16 protein-coding genes are annotated in these 20,976 nt (G+C 40.7%); 13 read left to right on the forward strand and 3 right to left on the reverse strand.

Annotated elements, in window-relative coordinates:
* The first annotated feature begins 8 nt into the window (after positions 1–8).
* The 13 genes from ubiE to mdoH all read left to right on the forward strand — a co-directional run bounded on the left by ubiE (position 9) and on the right by mdoH (position 15,523).
* Positions 9–764, forward strand: a complete 756-nt coding sequence (gene ubiE, locus LOC50_RS13190; protein WP_069438913.1) for a bifunctional demethylmenaquinone methyltransferase/2-methoxy-6-polyprenyl-1,4-benzoquinol methylase UbiE — start codon at positions 9–11, stop codon at positions 762–764.
* Positions 765–776: 12 nt separating this feature from the next.
* Positions 777–1,436, forward strand: a complete 660-nt coding sequence (locus LOC50_RS13195; RefSeq protein WP_036980608.1) for a ubiquinone biosynthesis accessory factor UbiJ — start codon at positions 777–779, stop codon at positions 1,434–1,436.
* Positions 1,437–1,453: 17 nt separating this feature from the next.
* Complete coding sequence (gene ubiB, locus LOC50_RS13200) at positions 1,454–3,055, forward strand: ubiquinone biosynthesis regulatory protein kinase UbiB (protein WP_250653338.1); 1,602 nt, start codon at positions 1,454–1,456, stop codon at positions 3,053–3,055.
* Positions 3,056–3,134: 79 nt separating this feature from the next.
* Positions 3,135–3,395 (forward strand): Sec-independent protein translocase subunit TatA, encoded by a 261-nt coding sequence (gene tatA, locus LOC50_RS13205; RefSeq protein ID WP_013466200.1) that lies wholly within the window; start codon positions 3,135–3,137, stop codon positions 3,393–3,395.
* Between the two features lie 5 nt (positions 3,396–3,400).
* Positions 3,401–3,733, forward strand: coding sequence for a Sec-independent protein translocase protein TatB (tatB, locus tag LOC50_RS13210; protein ID WP_036980612.1), 333 nt, complete (start codon positions 3,401–3,403; stop codon positions 3,731–3,733).
* Between the two features lie 49 nt (positions 3,734–3,782).
* Positions 3,783–4,523, forward strand: a complete 741-nt coding sequence (gene tatC, locus LOC50_RS13215; protein WP_013466202.1) for a twin-arginine translocase subunit TatC — start codon at positions 3,783–3,785, stop codon at positions 4,521–4,523.
* 1 nt (position 4,524) lies between these two features.
* The gene (locus tag LOC50_RS13220; RefSeq protein WP_036980614.1) at positions 4,525–5,034 is read left to right on the forward strand and encodes a hypothetical protein; all 510 of its coding nucleotides are present in this window, start codon (positions 4,525–4,527) and stop codon (positions 5,032–5,034) included.
* The gene (locus LOC50_RS13225) at positions 5,034–5,819 is read left to right on the forward strand and encodes a TatD family hydrolase (protein WP_250653339.1); all 786 of its coding nucleotides are present in this window, start codon (positions 5,034–5,036) and stop codon (positions 5,817–5,819) included. The genes LOC50_RS13220 and LOC50_RS13225 overlap by 1 nt, the downstream gene beginning before the upstream one ends.
* Positions 5,819–7,678 carry a sensor domain-containing diguanylate cyclase gene (locus LOC50_RS13230; RefSeq protein ID WP_036980619.1) on the forward strand — a complete coding sequence of 620 codons (1,860 nt, stop codon included), beginning with the start codon at positions 5,819–5,821 and terminating at the stop codon, positions 7,676–7,678. The genes LOC50_RS13225 and LOC50_RS13230 overlap by 1 nt, the downstream gene beginning before the upstream one ends.
* A 13-nt stretch (positions 7,679–7,691) precedes the next feature.
* Entirely contained in the window at positions 7,692–8,699 is a 1,008-nt protein-coding gene (gene hemB, locus LOC50_RS13235; protein ID WP_069438904.1) for a porphobilinogen synthase, read from the forward strand.
* A gap of 274 nt (positions 8,700–8,973) precedes the next feature.
* Positions 8,974–11,637 carry an ExeM/NucH family extracellular endonuclease gene (locus tag LOC50_RS13240; protein ID WP_250653340.1) on the forward strand — a complete coding sequence of 888 codons (2,664 nt, stop codon included), beginning with the start codon at positions 8,974–8,976 and terminating at the stop codon, positions 11,635–11,637.
* A 330-nt stretch (positions 11,638–11,967) separates the two neighbouring features.
* Positions 11,968–13,587, forward strand: a complete 1,620-nt coding sequence (locus LOC50_RS13245) for a glucan biosynthesis protein G (protein ID WP_036980625.1) — start codon at positions 11,968–11,970, stop codon at positions 13,585–13,587.
* A complete protein-coding gene (gene mdoH / locus LOC50_RS13250) occupies positions 13,559–15,523 on the forward strand; it encodes a glucans biosynthesis glucosyltransferase MdoH (protein ID WP_250653341.1) in 1,965 nt (654 codons plus the stop codon). The genes LOC50_RS13245 and mdoH overlap by 29 nt, the downstream gene beginning before the upstream one ends.
* 163 nt (positions 15,524–15,686) lie before the next feature.
* Here the strand turns inward: mdoH and fusA are convergent, their stop codons facing one another.
* The 3 genes from fusA to ylqF form a co-directional block, all read right to left on the reverse strand.
* Positions 15,687–17,771, reverse strand: a complete 2,085-nt coding sequence (gene fusA / locus LOC50_RS13255) for an elongation factor G (protein ID WP_036983338.1) — start codon at positions 17,769–17,771, stop codon at positions 15,687–15,689.
* 433 nt (positions 17,772–18,204) lie between these two features.
* Complete coding sequence (locus LOC50_RS13265; protein ID WP_374276066.1) at positions 18,205–18,633, reverse strand: hypothetical protein; 429 nt, start codon at positions 18,631–18,633, stop codon at positions 18,205–18,207.
* 949 nt (positions 18,634–19,582) lie between these two features.
* Positions 19,583–20,536: a ribosome biogenesis GTPase YlqF gene (gene ylqF, locus LOC50_RS13270; protein WP_248474532.1), complete on the reverse strand. Its 954-nt coding sequence runs from the start codon at positions 20,534–20,536 to the stop codon at positions 19,583–19,585.
* Between the last annotated feature and the right edge of the window lie 440 nt (positions 20,537–20,976).

Below are 20,976 nucleotides of genomic sequence, written 5' to 3' on the forward strand. Positions count from 1 at the left end.
GATTAATCATGAACGAGAACCCTGAAAAGACCACGCATTTTGGCTATAAAACTGTTGCCGAAACCGAAAAAGCTTCTATGGTTGCTGATGTGTTTCATTCTGTTGCGACAAAATACGATGTTATGAATGATCTCATGTCTTTTGGTATTCATCGCTTATGGAAACGTCAAACAATCGCTAGTTCAGGCATTCGTAAAGGCCATCATGTATTAGACTTAGCCGGTGGTACTGGCGATTTAACCGCAAAGTTTAGTCAACTTGTTGGCGATACCGGCCAGGTTGTTTTAGGTGATATAAACTCTTCAATGCTAAAGGTTGGCCGCGAAAAGCTGCATAACTTAGGCCTTGTCGGTAACATTAATTATGTGCAAATGAATGCTGAAGCATTACCTTTTCCTGATAATAGTTTTGATTTAATTACGATTGCTTTTGGCTTACGTAATGTTACCGACCAAAATAAAGCGTTGCGCTCTATGTACCGTATTTTAAAGCCAGGTGGTCGTTTACTCATTCTTGAGTTTTCGAAACCAGAGCAAGAGCTTCTCAGCAAAGCGTATGATTTTTACTCTTTCAACATTTTACCTACTATGGGTAAGCTAGTTGCTAACGACAGTGAATCGTACCAATACTTAGCCGAGTCAATTCGTATGCATCCAGATCAAGAAACGCTTAAATCGATGATGGTCGAAGCGGGATTTGAGCAAACGACTTATCAAAATCTAACAGGTGGCATTGTTGCGCTTCATCGTGGATTTAAATACTAAGGTTAGTAATTTATGGCGCTTGAAGAAAACAATAAAGAACAACCGGCTACAAGCAGTTTTTTTATGCTACCGAGTTTTGTGCTTTCGCTTATTGAACAAATACTAAATCAAGCGCTTAAACTCGACCCGAGCTTACACGATAAACTAAATGTAGTAGAGCATCAGCGTTTATTGGTTGAAGTTAGAGACTGGCAGCAAAAAATAGTCATTACCTATGCCAATCAGCAGCTACATCTTTACACTGCATTAGAACATGCTGACGCTGATTGTATGATCAGTGCCACCATAGATACATTGTTAGCACTGAAAAACCCTGCCATGATGACTCAACTTATTCGCCAAAATAAACTTGATTTAGAAGGCGATTTAAATATAGCTCAAAATTATAGTTCCGCCTTTTCAAGTGTAGACATTGATTGGCCAGAGCAACTAGCAAAGCATATTGGCGACGCGCCTGCACAACAACTTTATTTACATTTGCAGTCGCTTAAGCAGCAAGGTAAAAAAGCAAAGTCTCAGCTAGACAGTACTTTTATTAGTGTGTGCCAAGATGAATTGGCAATCACCATTCATCCATTAGAGCTTGCGCAATTTAAACAACAAAATAGAGCACTAAAAGGCCAAGTTGCCGCCATTGAGCAACGTATTAACGCCTTAATTAAAGCTCTTTAACGCGCTAAGGATTTTTTGTGTCAACTGCCCGACTGTATTACATAACTAAAACTCTGCTTAGCTACGGACTCGATGAGCTTATTCCAAAACACAAAGCACCTTGGTTTGCTAAACTTGCACGAGGAAGTTTGTTTTGGTTGCGCAACCAACACAAAGATAAACCACCTGGCTTAAGACTTCGATTAGCACTGCAACAACTTGGCCCGGTGTGGATAAAATTTGGCCAAATGCTTTCAACCCGTCGTGACTTGTTACCCCACGATATCGCGCTAGAGTTAGCATTTTTACAAGATCAGGTAGAACCTTTTGAAGGTGAATTAGCGCAAAAGATCATCGAAAAAGCATTAGAAATAGATGATATTAGCCAGCTATTTAGCGAGTTTTCACAAACCCCCTTGGCATCGGCCTCAATTGCTCAAGTGCATACTGCCACCCTCGTTGACGCGCAGGGCGAATCGCAAGATGTTGTTATTAAAGTTATTCGCCCTAATATTGAGCAACAAATCAACGCTGACTTAGCACTAATGGAAAAATTAGCTAAGGTTGTCGGTAAATTAATTAACGAAGCCAAGCGATTACGCCCTGTGGAAGTGGTTAAAGAGTATAAAAAAACATTGCTCGATGAGCTCGACTTAATGCGTGAGGGTGCTAACGGCATTCAATTAAAGCGTAACTTCGAAGGTTCAGAATCTCTTTATATCCCCACTGTATATAGTGATTACAGCCGCAATAATGTATTAGTTATGGAGCGAATTTACGGTATTCCTGTTTCGGATACTGAGGCGCTCATGGCACAAAATACCAATATGAAGTTATTAGCAGAGCGCGGAGTGGAAGTGTTTTTTACTCAAGTATTCCGCGATAGTTTTTTTCATGCAGATATGCACCCTGGCAATATTTTTGTGTCGCGCGAAAACCCGCACAATCCTAAATATATTGGTATAGATTGTGGTATTGTGGGAACACTTAACAAAGAAGATAAACGCTATTTAGCTGAAAACTTTATTGCCTTTTTTAATCGTGACTACCGCCAAGTAGCTCAGCTACATGTTGATTCAGGGTGGGTGCCGCCCGATACCAGCATTGAAGAGTTTGAATTTGCCATTCGTACCGTTTGCGAGCCCATTTTTAATAAACCACTGGCTGAAATATCATTTGGCCATGTACTGGTTAATTTATTTAATACTGCACGTCGTTTTAATATGCAGGTTCAACCACAACTCGTATTATTACAAAAAACCTTGTTGTATGTTGAAGGCTTAGGTCGCCAGCTTTATCCACAACTAGATTTGTGGAAAACCGCAAAACCGTTTTTAGAAGACTGGGTAAAACAACAGGTTGGCCCGCTTTCTGTACTAAAGCAAATGTATGCAAACTTGCCGTTTTGGGCAGAAAAAATGCCTGAGTTGCCTGATTTAATTTATCAAAATTTAAAACGAGCACCGTACGCACAACCTCCAACATCAACGGTTTCACATAAGCCCTTGGTTTTAGGACTTTTTAGTAGTGCAGCGATGATTGTTTCAGCATTATTTTATTTACAATACAACTTAATGGCTGCTGGCGTTGTCTTAGGCTGTGCTGTAGTTGGCTTTATAGCGGCTTGGCGCCGCGCATAAACTAAGTGCTATTTACCGCTGTGGGCGTATAATCAGCATTTAATCTTAATATTAACGGCTTTAAAAGCAGGAGAAAACCATGGGGTTTGGTGGTATTAGTATTTGGCAGCTATTAATTGTACTTGCAATCATTGTACTTTTATTTGGTACCAAAAAGCTACGCGGTATCGGTGGTGATTTAGGCGGTGCAGTTAAAGGTTTTAAAAAAGCGATGTCGGATGAGCAAAGCGCTGAAAAACAAGCCAGCGAAAATAAAACAGAACACATTGAAAAATCAGCAGAATCAACGCCTATCGATTCAAGTACAACTAGCAAAACTAAAGACAACGACAAGGTTTAACCAGCATGGGAATGTGGGAGCTTGTTGTTGTATTTATTGTCGGTTTGGTGGTGCTTGGTCCTGAGCGTTTACCTGTCGCTATTAGAACTGTGAGCCGTTGGGTTAAAACAGCAAAAGCAATGGCCAATTCCGTAAAAGCGGAGGTGAGTGAGGAGCTTCGTGTGCATGAGCTACACGAAAATCTAAAAAAAGCAGAGCAACAAGGTCTTAAAGATTTAAGTCCTGACCTACAAAATTCTGTTTCTGAGCTACAACAAGCGGCGCAATCAGTCACCCGTAGCTATAAAAAAAGTCAAACGCCAGCATCAAATAGCCAACAAACAGATGACTCAAAGTGAACATAACACTCTCTTTTTTTCATGCACTTAATACACGGTATAAAACACAATGACTGAGGAAGTAAAATCAGGGTTTGTCGCTCATTTAATTGAATTGCGTGACCGGCTAATTAAATCGTTATTGAGTATTTTAGTGATTTTTATTGGCTTAATTTACTTTGCAAACGATATTTATACCTTTGTAGCCGCTCCGTTAGTTGCTCATTTACCTAGTACAGCCACTATGATTGCAACGGATGTTACTGCACCGTTTTTTGCCCCTTTTAAGCTGACGTTGTTTGTTGCTTTATTTGCTGCCATTCCTTGGATTTTGCATCAAATTTGGGGGTTTATAGCCCCGGGTTTATATCAACATGAAAAAAAAATGCTGATGCCCATATTGGCTTCCAGTATTATCTTATTTTATAGTGGCATTGCTTTTTGTTATTTTGTGGTGCTACCTATAATTTTAGGGTTTTTCACTAGTGTAGGGCCGCAAATGATGACACTTGCGCCCGATATAAGTAGTTATTTAGGTTTTGTGCTCAAGCTGTTTTTTGCTTTTGGGATCGCATTTGAAATCCCAGTTGCAATTATGTTGCTCTGCTGGAGCGGTGCAACAACCACACAAAGTCTAAAAGAAAAGCGTCCCTATATAGTGGTTGGCGTATTTGTAGTGGCAATGTTTTTAACGCCTCCTGATGTGCTTTCACAAACCCTATTGGCACTACCTATGCTGCTTTTATTTGAGCTTGGTTTAATTTTAGCTAAATTTTATACCGCAAAACCACAACAAGAATCTAAGGAATAATATGAACAAGTATTTACTTTCTTTACTCACTTTAGTCAGCGTACCGGTTTTAGCCGCTACTCCTATTAATGAGCAAGCTTTGCAAGCCTGTAGTTTTATTGAAAACGACTTTAATCGTTTACTCTGCTACGACAACACCATTGCCGGAAAGTCATTAACACAACCAGCGCAAAGCCAGCTAAGCAAATCGGCACAAACAAATGTAAAAGCTGAGGCTCTCGCTGCAACAGCGCCTGTGGCCACTAAAACAAAAGAGTTTGGTTTAGAGCATAAAGAAATTGCTGAAAATGGTGAAGAGTCTATTACATCAATGATTTCATCTGTTAAAAAAGCTCCTTATGGTGAGCTAATCATTACCTTAGAAAATAACCAGCAATGGCGTCAAATTGGCTCAGATAGCTTAAAATTAGACGAAGGTGATACTGTTATCATTAGCCGTGGCGTATTTAACTCTTTTTTACTTAAAAAAGCAGATCAAAACCGTTCAATTCGTGTAAAACGTACTCAGTAATGCAATACACGTTAATTGATGCTGGCGTAAATTTAACTAATCATCAATTTGATGGTCAGCATCAAGAGGTGCTCGCCAGAGCAAAAGATGCGGGCGTAAACAGGATGCTGATTATTGGCTGTGATATAACCTCCAGTGAAGAATCATTAGCACTTGCTGCGCACTATAATCAATATGCTACCGCTGGTATTCACCCTCATGACGCTAAAACAGCAACCCCTGAGCTTGAGCAACAACTTACTCAGTTCGCTCAAAATGAGCATGTTATTGCCATAGGTGAATGCGGACTAGATTACAATCGCGACTTTTCCCCTAGAGATATACAACGTGCTGTTTTGCGTCGTCAGCTCGCATTAGCTGAAAAACTCAACTTGCCTGTTTATTTGCATGAACGTGATGCCAGTGAGGATATGCTCACTATTTTAAAAGAATTTACTGTTCGCGGTGTACTGCACTGCTTTACAGGCAATGCGCAAGCACTCTCAGGTTACTTAAGTTTAGGACTTTATATTGGTATTACCGGCTGGGTATGTGACGAACGACGTGGCGAGGAGTTACAGCAACTTATACCGAGTATTCCTATTGAACGTTTATTAATAGAAACCGATTCGCCATTTTTAATTCCTCGTATTGTTAAACCAAAGCCAAAATCAAGACGAAACGAGCCAGCATTGCTGCATTATGTGTGTGACACGCTTGCTCAGCTTTACGACATTCCAGCATCTGAAGTGGCAAAACATACTCGTGAAAACTTTAATCGCTTATTTGGATTAGAGAAAAAATAATGCGCATCTACAGCACCTTGCTGGCATTCATTTTGGTGTTTTTTACATCCTGTTTCCCTGCAACTGCAATTGATATAAATAGCGAATTTAGCTCAAAAAAAATAGAGTCGATTCATTATTCGTTTACCCCCAACTCACTAGAAGATGCACAACAAAGCAACTTACAACAATGGCAGTCACTTAATAATAAACCGCTTAATTTAGGTCTTGAAACTCGCCCTGTGTGGATTCAATTTCAACTAAATAATTATCTTAATAAGCCAACAGAGCCAATTTTATCGTTAGATAACCCACTTCTAAACAATGTATACCTGTACCACTTTATGGGTGAGAAGCAACTAAAATCGGAACATTTTGGTGATGCTCTTCCTTTATCTGATAGAGCGATTAAAAGTGAGTCTTTGTTGGTTAAATTAACACTTCCCGCTAACAGCGAAACCACCGTTTATCTTAACGTTAATAATAATGCAGGAGTCGGGCTTCGTGTCCCCCTCACCTTATGGCAACAAGATGCATTATTAGCCCATAAAAGTATGCTTAACTTGCACTATGGATTACTGATTGGATTTATTTTTTCTTTGGCTATCAGTAGCTTGGTTTTATTTGCTTTTTCACGTAAACATTATTTTGCCTATGCCGGTGTGATTACACTGATGCTTAGCCTATTTTTAGCATATTTAGGCGGATTTGGGTTTCGTTATGCCCCCCCAAACATAGCAGCCTTACAGCAATTAATGCTGCCTATTTTGCTAATGCTGATCACGGTGTTGTTTCTTCCTTTACAGCGCCATGTTTGCATACCCATTAAATCCAACTTAGTTAAAGGGCAAACAATAATTACCACCTTATATGCATTGGTTATTGTACTTATAGGGTTGCTGCCTACTCCAAGCGTGGCTTTGTTTGCTATTTTAAGCATTCCTGTCATTTTAAGTTATCATGTTGTCACAACATTATTTTACTTACGAAAAAACCCCACGAGCCCCAATAAATCTCTATTAATGGCACTCGGGTTCTTTTTAATTGTAGTCATTCATTTTTCCGTTGCGTTAACAGGCCTGTATACCGTCACTAGATCCAGCTTAATACTCACCTTCGCGGCCTCTTTAAGCTGCTCATTTTGTTTAAGCTACACCGTCATAAAATTATTTATATTACAACGCGATGAGCAAGTCACAACACAACAGGCATTGATTGCAAAAAGTGCAGCGCAAGACGCGTTGTTAAATGAACGAATTGAATTACAAGATCGCACTCGTCATGAACTTGAAAACCAAGTTGATGAGCGCACCTTTGAGTTACAAGTCACGCTTAGGGAACTTGAAGATAAAAACCGTGAGCTTGAACAACTCAATATGGAAGATGCTCTAACAGGGGTGAAAAACAGGCGCTTCTTTGATAAAAAAATAATCATGGAAATTCGCCGTTCACGCCGTGAGCAAACACCCTTGAGCATCATTATGCTTGATATAGATAAGTTTAAAGAAATCAACGATACCTATGGCCACTTAACCGGCGATCAGGTAATTCGAGCAGTCTGTGATGTTATTAAGCAACAATTAAAACGTCCCCTTGATGAAGTGGCGCGTTATGGTGGTGAAGAATTTGTCGTCCTGCTACCCAATACTAATAATCAAGGTGCGTTAACTATTGCCGAGCAAATACGGTGCGCAGTAGAAAAAAACACTGTCAGTGTTGCAGGTACTACGATTAAATACACCATTAGTGCCGGTGTTTATACTCATATTGCCGATGATGTTCATAACCCTGAAACATTTACTGAGCGTGCCGATAAGGCACTCTATCTAGCAAAACAACATGGCCGCAATCAAGTGGTTAATTTTCCAATCTCACAGTAGGAGCGTATAACTTATGGCCCAATCTGGACTAGACCTTTTCCCATATACTCGCATGCGTAGAATGCGCCGTAATGATTTCTCTCGTCGCCTTATGGCTGAAAATCAGCTGAGTGTTAATGATCTTATTTACCCTGTTTTTGTGCTTGAAGGTAAAAACCGTCGTGAAAGTATTGAATCGATGCCCGGCATTGAACGTTTGTCAATTGATTTACTGCTAGAAGAAGCTAAAGAATTAGTTGATTTAGGCGTCCCTGCGCTTGCTATTTTCCCTGTTACCCCTGCAGATAAAAAGTCTCTACTCGCTGAAGAAGCGTATAACGATGATGGCTTAGCACAAAGAACTGTTCGCGCATTAAAAGAAACCTTTCCTGAGCTTGGCGTGATCACCGATGTTGCACTTGACCCATTTACTGTGCATGGTCAAGACGGCATTCTTGATGATGCAGGTTATGTAATTAATGACGTCACTACCGAAATTTTAATTAAGCAGGCGCTATCACACGCACATGCAGGTGCTGATGTTGTTGCCCCATCAGACATGATGGATGGGCGTATTGGTGCAATTCGTGAAGCCCTTGAAGCCGATGGCTTTATTCACACTCGCATTATGGCCTATTCAGCAAAGTATGCATCAAGCTACTATGGCCCATTTAGAGATGCTGTCGGTTCAGCAGGAAACCTAAAAGGCGCTGATAAAAAAACTTACCAAATGGATCCTGCCAACTCTGATGAAGCTATTCGTGAAGTAGCTCTTGATTTGCAAGAAGGCGCCGATATGGTAATGGTTAAGCCAGGTATGCCTTATTTAGACATTGTACGCCGCGTTAAAGATGAATTTGGTGTACCAACATTTGCTTATCAGGTAAGTGGTGAGTACGCGATGCACAAAGCCGCTATTGATAACGGCTGGCTGAGTGAGGAAGCCACTATTATGGAGTCTCTATTAGCATTTAAACGTGCAGGTGCTGATGGCATTCTGACTTACTTTGCAAAGCAGGCTGCCCGCTATTTAAATAAGTAATAAAAGCATATTGATATAAAAGGGCTTTATTGCCCTTTTTTTATGTTTAAGAACAACACATAGTTGGCATTTATGCAGCGTTACCCCCTATTTTTATAGATAGTAATCACACTACACAGGCTCTGCCTTACCTAAAACCAAACACACAACTGTACGTTCTACCTCAAAAAATAACAAAACTTAATATTGTTAACATTCTGTATTCTATTTGTAATCATTTTTCATTACACTAAGCGTCCCATTTGGGGAAACAAAAACACGGGAAAAAATAATAATGTTGAAAACAAAAATAACGCCATTGGCGCTTGTGTTAGCAAGCCTCAGTGCACCCGCTACCGCAAACCTCGTTATATCAGAATACGTAGAGGGCAGTAGCTATAATAAAGCAGTAGAACTATTTAATAATTCGACAACCCCACTGTCATTGGATGGCTACACCCTAAGCCTCTATTCAAATGGCAATACAGAGGCGAACAATACGCTCGATTTAACCGGTGAACTTGCTGCTAATAGCACGTATGTCATTGTTAATGGTAATGCTTCAGTTGAATTAAAAGAAAAAGCAGATCAACTCAGCGCCGTCACTAACTTTAATGGTGATGACGCACTGGTACTTACGCAAGGCTCAACCGTTATTGATAGCTTTGGTCAACGCGGCGTAGATCCAGGTTCATTTTGGTCTGAAGGTGGCGTACAAACGCAAAATAAAACACTGCGCCGTAAAGAAACTCAATTAAACGGACGCACTGATGCCGATGGCGCTTTTAATCCAAGTGAGCTATGGCTGCAATTTGATCAAGATGATTTTAGTGATCTAGGTATCTTTGCAGGGAATTCTTCACCTAATCCAGATCCTGAGCCAGAACCTGAAGATCCTTTACTATGTGGCGCTGATAAAACATTAATTAGCAGTATTCAAGGTGAAGGCGCAAGCAGTCCACTGGTTAACACTGTGGTTGAATTTGAAGGCGTTGTGACGGCTGATTTCCAAGCAGATGATCAGCTCAAAGGCTTTTTTGTAAATTCACTTAATAGTGATGAAGATGCAAATCCCCTTACTTCTGAAGGTGTATTTGTTTACTTTACCAATACTGATGTTAATGTTGGCGACCATGTTCGCGTACAAGGTACTGTTGAAGAGTACTTTGATGCCACCCAAATTGGTAATGTTAGCCAAGTTGCTATTTGTGATACCGGCCTTTCAGCTTATCCTACTAAAATCACTTTACCCGTTATCGATCAAAGTGAGTTAGAAGCATTTGAAGGTATGTTGGTGACCCTAGAGCAGCCATTAGTTGTCACGAATAACTATGGTTTAGGTCGTTACGGTGAATTAGAGCTTGCCACCGAACGTTTATATCAAGGGACACAAGTTGCACTTCCTGGTGCGGCAGCAAATGCGGTTGAAGCGCAAAATCTAACTAAAAAAATACTCGTAGATGATGGCTCAACTCGTCAAAATCGCGACCCTATTGCTTACCCTGTACCTGGATTATCGGCAGAGAATACGCTGCGTACTGGCGATACAGTAAATACCGTAACTGGCGCCCTAGCGTACAGTTTTAGCACTTACCGTATTCACCCAACGGTCACACCTCAGTTTATAACTACGAATCCACGCACCGATGCGCCAGAGTTAAACCCTGACGCTGATTTACGTGTTGCCAGCTTTAACGTGCTTAACTACTTTAATGGCGATGGCCAAGGTGGCGGTTTCCCAACTAGCCGAGGTGCTGACTCAGAAGTAGAATTAATTCGTCAACAGGCCAAGCTAGTTAGTGCTATCAGTGCTATGCAAGCTGATGTGATTGGCTTAATGGAAATTGAAAATGACGGCTTTGGTGAATTTAGTGCTGTTGCAAGCTTAGTAAATGCACTTAATGATGCCGACAGTCAAAATCACTATGCATTTGTGGACTTTGGCGTTGATAAAATCGGCACCGACGCCATTACTACCGCGCTTATTTATCGTGCTGATAAAGTACAGCAGGTAGGAACAGCAGCGATTACAACTGACGCGCCTTTTGACTACAGCAATCGCGCACCTATTGCGCAAAGCTTTAAATCTTTAGAGACAGAAGAAGTCTTTACTGTTGCCGTTGCCCACTTAAAATCTAAAGGTGGTTGTGGAAGTGCAACTGGTGGAAACGCTGATCAAAATGACGGCCAAGCATGTTGGAACGAAATTCGAACTGCTGGCGCCAATGCATTTGCTGATTGGTTAAATAGCAAACCAACAGGGGTTGATGATGAAGATATCATTCTTGTTGGCGACATGAACGCCTATGCAATGGAAGATCCTATCCGTGCATTTGCTGATAAAGGCTTTAAAAATGTGGTTGCTGAGCTAGATGGCAACACTTTAGGTTACTCTTATAGCTTTTCTGGCCGAGCGGGTAGTTTAGATCACGCCCTAGTCAGCCCAAGCTTATTAAATAAAGTAGTCAGTGCAACCGATTGGCACATTAATGCCGATGAGCCTATCTCGCTTGATTATAACGTTGAATTTAAATCTGACGCACAACAATCAACCTTATATGCTCAAGGTCCTTACAGAGCGTCAGATCATGACCCTGTTATTGTCGATATTCGCTCGACCATTATCGCGCCACCTGAGCCAGAACCTGAAGTAATTATTGGCGAAATTAATAATATTGGCGGGTGGTTTTGGTGGAAAAGCTACAGCTTTGAAATCCCACAAGGTTATGACGAGCTAACGGTTAGCCTTGACGGTGGCTGGGGTGATGCAAACTTATTTGTACGCCATAAAAGAAACCCGACTCTTTTCAGAAAAGATTGCGCCTCAATAAGCTTCGGTAATAGCGAAAGTTGTTCATTTACCAACCCTAAAGAAGGTAAGTGGCGAGTGCGTGTAAACGGCGCCATTCCTTTTGGTAATGTTAAATTAACGTACAAAGCAACAAAGTATGCTGATTAAGCTTAATTAGTCGGTTAACAATTAGGTATTGTGACCTAAAATATCTATATAGTTACTCAAAAGCCGCTTTCGCGGCTTTTTTATTTTTTATTTTTTATACAAATGTAATTCAGACAAGCTTCAGCAAACATTGCTTACTATCTATGCAAACCTTGATATGGCCTTTATCAAATTTCACACCTTTCATTTATTGTTCAATAAATACAAAATGTGAAGCTGCGTTACTACACCAGCGCTAAAACGATAATTGCCCAGTCCTGCTAACCCATATAAAAACCATTGAGATAGACGTTACTCTCGCTGTAAATATATTTTTATAAAGGATTCAAAATGAAAGAACGCATTCACCTTATATCAACTTGTCAAAGGGCTTTTAAACCTTTGGTAGGGATGTTGATAGTTTTTTCACTGTGGGGAACGAACAACGCCATTGCAGCAACCTCATTAGAAGCGGCAATACCACAAGGCAGCTTATTTGATGTGATAAGTGCGCGTGCTAAAAAGCTTGCTGAGCAAGATTATATTGCACCTAAAAACATACAAATAGAAGCGCTCAATAGTATTGATTATCAAGACTACCGCTCAATCCGCTTCAAACACGATCAATCGGTATGGAAAGATGAAGGGCTTTATGAGCTGCAACTGTTTCACCCAGGTTTTTTATATAAAACCCCAGTCAAAATCAATATCGTTGATCACGATGCCAAGCTTAGCCGCCTCCCATTTAGCACAGACTTTTATCAATATGATGGAACAGCAGCACACCTAAAAGATGAAATAGCGAAAAGTGTTGAAGGTACACAGTTAGGGCATGCTGGTTTTAGATTGCACTACCCACTAAATAACGATGACTATAAAGATGAAATTATGGTGTTTCAGGGCGCTTCTTATTTTCGCCTAGTTGGACCTAATCAAGTTTATGGCTTATCAGCACGCGGATTGGCAATTGATACCGCACAAACATCTGGTGAAGAGTTTCCTTCATTCAAAGAGTTTTGGTTAGTAAAACCAACACCAGAGCAAACTAATATTACTATTTTTGCTTTACTCGATAGCCCATCGGTAGCGGGAGCCTATAAGTTTGAAATAGACCCAAACACACAGACACGTGTTAACGTCGACATGCAAATTTTTGCGCGTAAAGATGTTAAAAAGCTAGGTATAGCGCCATTAACGAGCATGTTTTATCACGGTGAAAATAGCACTAAGTTTTTTGATGATTACCGCCCTGAAGTACATGATTCAGATGGTTTGCTCACGCAGTCACAAGAGAGTAATTGGGTATGGCGTCCGCTTAATAATCCATCCCAACTCAGTGTAACCTCTTTTTCATATGAGAATCCAAAAGGCTTTGGCCTTGTGCAGCGTGACCGTGAATTCAATAACTACTTTGATATCGAAGCGCATTACCACAACCGCCCTAGCCTTTGGATAGAACCACAAGGTGAATGGGGCAATGGCCGTGTTGAGCTAGTAGAAATTCCAACAGATACTGAAACAAACGATAATATTGTAAGTTATTGGGTTCCTGAAAAGCCGTTCAAAGCAGGAGAGGCATTAAAGTTTAGCTATAAAATGACGACGTTTAATGATTATCTAAGCCAAAATAATTTGGCCAAAGTAGCTAGAACGCGTATTGGTAGTGCCGCATTACCTGGTGAAGATAATCCACCGCCAAAAAGCCATCGTCAATTTACTGTTGACTTTACCGGCCCTGATATCAATCAGTTATCAGCAAAATTAGCACTTAGCGCAGATCTTCAGCTTACTACCGGTGAAGCCCGCGATATTACAGTGCAAAAATTACCAAAATCATTAGGTTGGCGTGTTGCTTTTAAAGTCGCTCCCCAAGGTAGTGATCCTGTAGATATGCGTTTATCGCTAAAGCTACGTAATAAAGAAGTGAGCGAGGTATGGAGCTATGTTTGGTATCCAAATGACATCAAGTAAACAAAGCGCAGGCACGCCGATGCCTTTTAAAACACTTCGTGTGTGGTTATTTGCTATCGCTGCTATTGGTCTTTCAGGCTATGGCATTTCAATTATGTTTGAAATTTTAAATTCAAATGGCATGACCTTACTTGAGTATGCACTTCTTGCTTTATTTTCTATTACTTTTGCGTGGATAGTCACCGCATTTTGTAGTGGTTGTATTGGTTTTATACTGCAGCTATTTCGGATAGATCCACTCACACTTAAAAAAATAAAGCCGGTCTCTATTAACAGTGAAGCATTGTCACAGCAAAAAACGGCTGTGGTTATGCCTATATATAACGAAGATACGCACAGAGTGATTGCAGGCTTTGAAGTCAGCTTACAATCATTAAAAGCGACAGGGCAATTAAAACACTTTGATTTTTATTTACTAAGCGATACACAAGACGCAACTATTGCTAGTAATGAATTAAGTGCATGGCATGCGTTATGTGAGCGCTTAGGTGATACTGCAAAGCAGGTATTTTATCGTCGCCGTGAAGATAACAAACATCGTAAAGTGGGTAACTTAACCGACTTTTGCGAGCGCTGGGGTAGCCAATACGAGCATATGATTGTATTGGATGCTGATAGTGTGATGACGGGTCAGTGCATGCTAGAGCTCACTACCAGTATGCTGAATAATCCACAAGCGGGATTGATTCAGACTATCCCTATTCCTGTGCGCCAAGATACCTTTTTTGGACGCTTTTTACAGTTCGCTTCAATTCTTTATAGTCCAATGTTAGCTACCGGATCTGCTTTTTGGCAAACCGATAAAGCCAATTACTGGGGCCATAATGCCATTATTCGCGTTAAAGCATTTATTGATTGCTGTGGCTTGCCAACACTAAAAGGTAAAGCGCCTTTTGGTGGTGAAATTTTAAGTCATGATTTTGTGGAAGCCTCTTTGTTACATAGCGCGAATTGGGACGTATTATTACTTGCCGATATTGAGGGCAGTTACGAGGAAGTTCCGAGCAACATATTAGATTATGCTGTACGCGACAGACGCTGGGTTCAAGGTAATATTCAACATCTTGGCTTATTATCATCAGCAAAATTAAAGCTAATGAGTAAGCTGCATTTTTTACTGGGTGCAACCGCGTATATATCATCACTCATTTGGTTATCTATGCTGGCGTTAAGCACCATAGACGCGGTAACACGCGCTTTAAATAGCGATGTCTATTTTAATCGCGCCTATCAACTATTTCCAACTTGGCAAATAGCCAAAACAGAGCTCATTGACTCATTACTTTACTTAACTATCATTATTTTATTATTGCCTAAACTCATGGGCGTGATTGTTACCTTAGTGCATAGAAAGCAGCGCTTTGGTGGTGCATTAAAACTTACTTTAGGGTCTATAATTGAAACCGTGTTTGCCATTATTGTGGCACCATTAATGATGGTTTTTCATGCGTATTTTGTAGTCTGTGTATTTTTAGGTAAAAAAGTAAAATGGGACGCTCAACCGCGTGAAGGCAGAATGGTGCCATGGAAAGAAGCGTTTAGTTATACATTGCTTTCTTCGCTGGTTGCCATTGTATGGGGTAGCATTGCTTATTACTTTACGCCAGTCTTTTTTTGGTGGTTATCTCCTATTTTATTAGGGCTCATACTCGCTGCACCTATTGTGCGCTATTCAAGTAGTATCAAGCTAGGCGTTAAGCTCAGGCAGTGGGGAATTTTTCTCTGCCCGAGTGAAGTCGATAATGATGCAACATTAGCGGCACTTAAAGTACACCTCAAAGAGATAACCGTTCCACCTGCAGGGCGTTATTCAACAGCAATACCGCTGTTACCACAAGAACATAAAGTAACCATGCCTATTCAGAGCTTTAGTGGTGAATCACATCGTAAGAAGTTTAAAGCACTCATCACAAAAACAGCTAATAAGCTAAATTAAGTCAGCTATTTTAAAGATTTGTATAGCCATAATAAATAAAAAAGGAGCAACTAACTGTTGCTCCTTTTTTATGACCGCACGTTTTAATTTTCGAGCTTAATAACCTTCAGACAATAAAAAACCCGCAACACGTGCGGGTTTTTTTAAAGAGTTAAAGTGCTAATTACTTAGCTGCTTTTTTCTCTTTTTCTGCAGCAATTACTGTGTCAGCTACGTTTTGTGGACATGGTGCGTAGTGTGAGAACTCCATAGAGAACTGACCACGACCTGATGTCATTGTACGTAGTGAACCGATGTAACCGAACATTTCTGATAACGGTACGTCTGCTTTAATGCGAACGCCAGTTAAACCAGCTTCTTGGTTGCTTAACATACCACGACGACGGTTAAGGTCACCGATTACGTCACCTACGTGATCTTCTGGCGTGAACACGTCAACTTTCATGATTGGCTCAAGAAGTTGTGCACCCGCTTTAGGGATAGACTGACGGAAAGCGCCTTTAGCTGCGATTTCGAATGCGATTGCTGATGAATCCACGGCGTGGAAGCCACCGTCGAAAAGTTCAACTTCAACGTCAAGTACTGGGAAGCCAGCTAGAACACCTTCGTTCATCATTGACTTAAAGCCTTTCTCAACTGCAGGCCAGAATTCTTTAGGTACGTTACCACCAACAACTGAAGATGTGAACGTGAAACCAGAACCCACTTCGCCAGGCTTGATACGGTAATCGATTTTACCGAATTGACCAGAACCACCAGATTGTTTCTTATGCGTGTAGCTATCTTCGACTTCACGAGTGATAGTTTCACGGTAAGCAACCTGTGGTTGACCAACGATAAGGTCTACACCGTAAGTACGCTTAAGGATATCTACTTTGATATCTAAGTGAAGCTCACCCATCCCTTTAAGGATAGTTTCACCTGAATCTTCATCAGTTTCAACTTGGAAAGATGGATCTTCTGCAACCATTTTACCGATAGCAACACCCATTTTCTCATTACCGCCTTTATCTTTAGGCTGTACAGCAATCGAGATTACTGGAGTTGGGAATACCATTGGCTCAAGTGTTACTGGGTGCTTAGGATCACAAAGAGTGTGACCAGTTTGCACGTTCTTCATACCAACGATAGCGATGATATCGCCCGCTTGTGCTGAAGTAAGCTCTTTACGATCATCTGCTTGCATCTCAACCATACGGCCAACACGCTCAGTTTTACCCGTAAATGCATTAAGGATAGTGTCACCCTTGTTAAGCTTACCAGAGTAGATACGTACGAATGTTAATGCACCAAAACGGTCATCCATGATTTTGAATGCTAACGCTTTGAAAGATTCGTCTGCAGATACAATTGCATGCTCGCCGTTTTCGTTACCTTCTTCATCCATAAGAGGTTGAGGATCAACTTCTGTAGGGGCAGGTAGGTAATCTACTACTGCGTCAAGTACAAGTTGCATACCTTTGTTTTTGAATGCAGAACCACAGAATGTAGGGAAGAACGCAAGGTCACGAGTACCTTTACGGATACAACGCTTGATGTCTTCAATTGAAGGGATTTCACCTTCCATGTACGCTTCCATTAGGTCATCGTCTTGCTCTACAGCAGTTTCGATAAGCATTTCATGGTATTCATCAGTTTTCTCTACCATGTCAGCTGGAACGTCAACAATTGAGTAGTTCTCAGGAAGACCTGTCTCATCCCAAACATACGCTTGTTTGTTTAAAACGTCTACAACACCTATGAATTCGTCTTCAATACCAATTGGTAAAGTCATAACTAATGGAGTAGCACCAAGTACTTTTTGTACTTGCTCAGTTACACGGTAAAAATCAGCACCCATACGGTCTAATTTGTTTACGAAGATGATACGTGCAACGCCTGACTCATTCGCATAGCGCCAGTTAGTTTCTGATTGTGGCTCAACACCACCAGAACCACAGAATACACCGATACCACCGTCTAGTACTTTAAGTGAACGGTAAACTTCAACGGTGAAGTCAACGTGTCCAGGAGTATCGATAACGTTAAAACGGTGATCTTTCCAGAAACAGCTTACTGCCGCAGACTGGATAGTAATACCGCGCTCAGCTTCTTGCTCCATGAAATCGGTAGTAGACTCACCATCATGTGTCTCACCGCTTTTGTGGATTGTACCTGTAAGCTTTAGGATACGCTCAGTAGTTGTGGTTTTACCCGCATCAACGTGCGCGAAAATACCAATGTTTCTGTACTTCGATAAATCTGCCATTAATTTTACTCTTAATAAAGTCGATAAATTATTCGGCGGGAGTATAGCATTACTTAAAGCGAACATCACCATAGAAGTCGCTTAAAATGCAATCAATTTATAAAAAACTTGCTTTAAAGATATTTTGAGGTATGAGATGGGCTTAAAAGAGGCACATTATAAACTGTATTTAAACGACTTAAGTCTTTATCAGCGTCATTGTTGAACATCAAAAGCGCAATCGGATGATGACATGAAGCAAACACAATTATTTTGCCCCATGCAAATCGTTAGTAAAATCACTCAAAACTCATAGTTTTGAATTTGTCGCTAATAACTAAATTACCCGCAGTTTTGGCTTTGATTTCATCAATAGTCACACCGGGTGCACATTCTAATAAATGAAAAGCGCCATGTTTTGCAGCGATATAAGCCGACTTATATTTAGAGGCGATCAAATATAGAAAAACACACACAAGCCCACCGCAATAAAGGCAAGTAACTTAACAATCGATTCAAAGGCAATACTGGCAATTAACCCGGGGTTATGCTCACTGGGCTTAAGCCTGCGAGCGCCAAATAAAATCGCAAATAAAGCCAGTAATAACGTAATATAAAACGTACTATCAGCCCACACTTGGTTACTTTGAGTAGGGGCTCGGTCGGTGACTAAGTTGATGCTCTGCGCAGTTGCACTTAGCTGAAGAGAGATATACGCCACAATCGCTATTACTGAAATAAGTGAGATCAGCCCTGACAAACTCGACGATTGCCCATATCGCGTAGCAATAAAATCAGCTAATGACGTGAGTTTTTGTTGTCGACAAATATGCGCAATGCGGCAATATAATTGCCAGCCAAAAATAAATAATAGTGCCCGCATAAGTTGGTGCTAACCACCAACCATTACTTGCGGCTTGCGCAGTTGTGCCATAAAAATCCCATGAGGTACAATTAACACCCAGTGATAGGCCATAAATCATGCCCTTGAATGGCAGCACCTTACGCCTATCCGCCCACCCCGCCACTGCAAATAATACTCCTAGGTACACCACGGCAATAAGGCTAATAAACCAAATAGAAAACATATTTTTGTTCTTGTTATTATTTTTATAATACTTAACTTGGCATAAGGAGAACTGCAGCAAAAATCAGCCCTTACTTTAGTGCTATAAATAAACAAAAAGTTAAAATAAGAATTATTTGCATTTAGGTGTTGACAGTTATTTAAATCTAACTGATAATCAATCTCAAACAAGAAGGAAGTACATTGCTTTTTGTGACGGTAAAGTTCATTTGTTTCTCGACCTGAAACAAACGTGTGGCGCACGCTAACAGCTATGGAAACCTGTTATAAACCACAACGCCCCTTGCTGTTTATGACCTGTTTCCGCCCTACTCATTTACTTGCTACATTGCTCATATCGGTGACGGTAGATATGAAACTAAAAAGCCCTTACGGGCTTTTTTTATGCCTATCATTTAATATAAAACCACCCCAAAGTTAATGAGAATCATTTTCATTAAGGTGTTGACAGCCACTCAAATCTAACTGATAATCAATCTCAACAAGAGGGAGTACATTGCTTCTTGTGACTGAAAAATTCATTTGTTTCTCGACCCTGAAACAAACGTGTGGCGCACGCTAACAGCTATGGAAACCTGTTATAAACCACAACGCCCCTTGCTGATTATGACCTGTTTCCGCCCTACTCATTTACTTGCTACATTGCTCATATCGGTGACGGTAGATATGAAACTAAAAAAGCCCTTACGGGCTTTTTTTATGTCTGTAATTTAACGCGTAAGGCCTTAACCTAAGCTTTTATAAATTAACGGCGGTTTTTTCGTGCACGTGCTCGGCGTTGTTTTTTCTCTTCTTCTTTGGCTTGCTTTTTCGCCTCTGCTGCCGCGCGCAATCCAGCTACCATTATCTCTTCTTCTTCACGCATGGTAGGTGTTTCCATGGTAATACGACCGATAATGCCATCTCGTAATTCATTAATTAAAATTTCCGACATTTTATACGTATCGATTTGGTTACCACCGCGAATACAGCCGCGCTTTTTACCCGCCATTTCAACAAACTCCCAATCGCTTTCTGGCAGTTCATCTAATTTATAGCGCGCTTTTAAAAGCTCAGGATAAGCATGCAATAAATATTCAGCGGTGTAACTTGCCACTTCTTCGTACTCAATAGCGGTATCACGTATCGCACCGGTTGCGCCTAAACGATAACCTGAGTTTTCGTTCTCTACTTTTGGCCACAGCATCCCTGGCGTATCGTAAAGCATAATGCCATCATCAAGTTTAATACGTTGCTGCGCCTTAGTAACTGCAGGCTCGTTACCGGTTTTAGCCACTATTCGCCCAGCAAGCACATTTATGAGCGTCGATTTACCTACGTTAGGAATCCCCATAATCATGGCTTTAATTTGCTTATCGGCACCGACTTTATGCGGCACTAACTTTTTACACAGTTCATTAATTCGATGCACTTCTGCGGCTTTATCATTACCAAACGCAATGGCTTTTACGCCATTTTCTTGCTCAAAATAGTCTTTCCAGATTTGCGTCATTTTAGGATCAGCTAAATCGGCTTTATTGAGAATTTTGATGACCGGCTTACCTTCACGCAGGGTAGCCACCATCGGGTTTTCGCTACTGTAAGGAATGCGCGCATCTAGCACTTCAATGATCACATCCATTTGTGGCATTATTTCTTTAATTTCATTTCGGGCTTTATTCATGTGCCCAGGGAACCACTGTATTCCTGCTCTACTCATTTGATTTTCAAACCTTTTAATTCAACCCATAACGCCATGGGGCACTGTGTGGGGTACTGGGTGAATAATTTCGATTTATCACCTCAACTAATAGTACATAGTTTACTACAGAAGCAAGCTATAGTGCTTCTAAAACTAAAAAGAGTTCACTTCAAGTTTTCTTAAGGCCAATCTCTGAGCGCACAAAATAACCGAGCACCCAAGTATTTTCCTATTTTTTAATAATGTATATTCTCTACAGTGTGAGCAATCTGGAGAGCTTCAGCCTCGTCCAGAAAACATCGAAAGTTCGAAATTCCATCACATGCTCCTGCGCTTACTTTGCCCCTGTCTTTTTCATGGCGTAACCGAACTTTGTATTAAGATCTGCAAGAGACCAAAGCCTGTCGAATATTTTGCAACTTTATCCATAACATCATCTAAGGAATGAACAACTCATG

Source organism: Pseudoalteromonas sp. SCSIO 43095, from assembly GCF_023650455.1.
GTDB lineage: Bacteria > Pseudomonadota > Gammaproteobacteria > Enterobacterales > Alteromonadaceae > Pseudoalteromonas > Pseudoalteromonas tetraodonis.